Origin of the sequence: Pedobacter sp. (genome assembly GCF_035566355.1) — a bacterium.
Classification (GTDB): domain Bacteria; phylum Bacteroidota; class Bacteroidia; order Sphingobacteriales; family Sphingobacteriaceae; genus Pedobacter.
In genome coordinates this window covers 1-2,332 of record NZ_DATMRL010000015.1, presented here as the reverse complement: position 1 = coordinate 2,332, position 2,332 = coordinate 1, and the positions used below count along the sequence as shown (strand labels likewise).

The window sequence follows — 2,332 nt, the reverse complement described above, 5'->3', positions numbered from 1 at the left end:
AGCTGCGCGAACTGGAACGCGATGGAATTATTTTACGCACTGCTTATGCTGAATCGCCACCAAGAGTAGAGTATAAATTGACTGAACTTGGGTTAACCTTGGTTCCCATTATTGATTTGATAAACAAATGGGGAAATACCTATTGTGTGAATAGTAAATGAATTACGTAAATCAAAAAAAAGCCCCACATTTCTGTGGGGCTTTCGTGATCCCGCTGGGATTCGAACCCAGGACCACTACATTAAAAGTGTAATGCTCTACCAGCTGAGCTACGGAATCTTTCTCCTTTTGAAGAGGTTGCAAAGATAGAAAAATTTAGCTGCCATGTTAAATTTATTTTAAAAAATATTGCTCTATTGTGCTTTAAACCTATTAATTGTTTAATATCTAGAGTTTTGTGTTGCTATTTTTTATTTTAACATGACAGCCTTTATTAATTAAAACCTGGGTTTTGGGTAAGATTGCCTTTACTTAAATCAATTTCTGTCTGCGGAATAGGAAAGATAAGCCTGTATGCTGGTACGTCGATGCCGGGATTTCCGGTTTCGGTAAGGTAGGCTTTCAGGATAGAAATTGTAGTAGCCTGATCCATTCGCACCAAGTCATACCATCCCTGGTTTTCAAATCCAAACTCCAGTTTCCGCTCTTTAAAGATCAAAGCCCTTGCATTTTCCTTAGACGCTAAGGAACTGAGGTTATAAGGACTTGCATTTGCCCTTATTCTGACTTCATTGAGTGGTTGCAATACGGTATTATCAGGTGTCGCCCGGATTTCGTTGGAAACTTCAGCATACATTAATAGAACATCGGCAAAGCGGAGTACAGGAAAGTCATTGCCTGCATCTCGTTGCGGTGCTGTTGGATCCAGAAATTTTGTGCATAAGCCATTGGCCGAATTGAAGGTGCTGGCTTTTCTGACGTCTGCAGGTTCAAATAAAGCCTGATATGGAATTGAAGCTTTAACATTACGGGCATCTCCGTTATTGCTGTATTCGTAAGAAAAGGAATTCCCTTCTCCATTTGCACTTGCTTTATAGCGAACGGCAAATACAATTTCCTTGCTCATTTCTGAAGCTGTGCTAAATATCGCGGCATAATTTGGATTGAGCTGGTAGGTGTTGCCTTTATAATTGGCACCGATTAATGGTTCTAATTGCGCTTTAGCCAGGTCATATTCTTTTAGGGTCAGATAAACCTTTGCCAGTAGAGCCTGCGAGGCACCTTTAGTTACTCTGGCCACTTGTGCGGTTGGCCAGCTGGCTGGGCAGTTATCTACAGAGGTTAGTAAATCTGTTTTGATTTGGTTGTAGACCTCTGTCTTGCTGATGCGTTTAAATTTCTCAAAATCATCAAAATTAATTGAAGCTGTTAGGAGGGGAACATCGCCATATAGCCTCACCAGATTTAGATACATAAGCGAACGTATAAATTTGACCTCTCCTTCAAAGTATTTTTTCTTTACCGGATCGCTCACTCTGTCCAGGTATTTGAGTACGAGGTTGCAACGGGCAATGGTATTAAAGGAACGTTGCCAGAAATCCAGGAGGAAAAAGTTGGATGAACCGTCTCTGAAGAATTTGATCGCTCCCCAATCTCCTTCAAGGGATACACCAGAGGTATTGTCTGCCTTGATTTCTGTGAGCTTAAATTCTATGTCGTATACCTTTTGGAGCCCATCATAGCAGGCGATAACACCGGTTTCTACTTCGTCGGTATTGCGGTAATAATTTTGTTCTATCAGGTTGGATACTGGTTTCTCATCCAGAAACTTTTTGCAGCCGCTAAAACTTACTGTAAGTATTAAGGCGATGAAGATCTTCGTTTTCATAATTAAAAATTAGCATTTACACCAAATGTGATATTTCTGGTTACAGGAGCAGCACCGCGCTGATATCCATTCTTAAGGGGATCATCTGTATATTCATTTACGCCCTCTGGATTATAGCTTGAATAGCCTTTGGCGAATTTGTACCATAGATTCGCTGCAGATACATAGATCCTTAAGTTGGAGGCCTTGATGGCTTTCATCACTCTGTCTGAAAAAGTATAGCCTATATTGACGTTCCGGAGCACAATAAAAGAAGCATCTTCTATGGCATAGCGGCTTTCTGTTTTATACTTTGTTTTGGCCTGTAAAGCAGTGGGAAGGGAGAGGTAGGCGGAAGTTCCGGTGGCGGAGAACTGGGTTTCATAGTAGTTTGGATCGGCATTAAAAACACTTGCGCCGTGTGAACCCTGCAATACAAAACTCAGGTCTATGTTTTTGTACTTCAGGTTGTTGGTTAAGCCCCAGGTAAATTTGGGGGTCGGCTGTCCTAAAACCACACGGTCC

2 protein-coding genes, 1 tRNA gene and 1 pseudogene are annotated in these 2,332 nt (G+C 41.4%); 1 reads left to right on the top strand and 3 read right to left on the bottom strand.

Annotation, left to right across the window (positions count from 1 at the left end; translation table 11 throughout):
- Nucleotides 1-2 precede the first annotated feature (2 nt).
- The gene (locus VNZ46_RS00565) at nt 3-161 is read left to right on the top strand and encodes a helix-turn-helix domain-containing protein (RefSeq protein WP_325558118.1); all 159 of its coding nucleotides are present in this window, start codon (nt 3-5) and stop codon (nt 159-161) included.
- A gap of 45 nt (nt 162-206) precedes the next feature.
- On the opposite strand, the gene VNZ46_RS00560 is transcribed toward VNZ46_RS00565, so the two are convergent.
- The 3 genes and pseudogenes from VNZ46_RS00560 to VNZ46_RS00550 all read right to left on the bottom strand — a co-directional run.
- Nucleotides 207-279 (bottom strand) — tRNA-Lys (locus VNZ46_RS00560).
- 154 nt (nt 280-433) lie between these two features.
- Nucleotides 434-1,828: a RagB/SusD family nutrient uptake outer membrane protein gene (locus VNZ46_RS00555; RefSeq protein WP_325558117.1), complete on the bottom strand. Its 1,395-nt coding sequence runs from the start codon at nt 1,826-1,828 to the stop codon at nt 434-436.
- A 2-nt stretch (nt 1,829-1,830) separates the two neighbouring features.
- A pseudogene (locus VNZ46_RS00550) lies at nt 1,831-2,332 on the bottom strand (SusC/RagA family TonB-linked outer membrane protein); the annotation flags it as partial.

Excerpts from the sequence above, each read along its gene's own strand:
- VNZ46_RS00555 (WP_325558117.1), bottom strand. The coding sequence starts at position 1,828 with ATGAAAACGAAGATCTTCATCGCCTTAATACTTACAGTAAGTTTTAGC.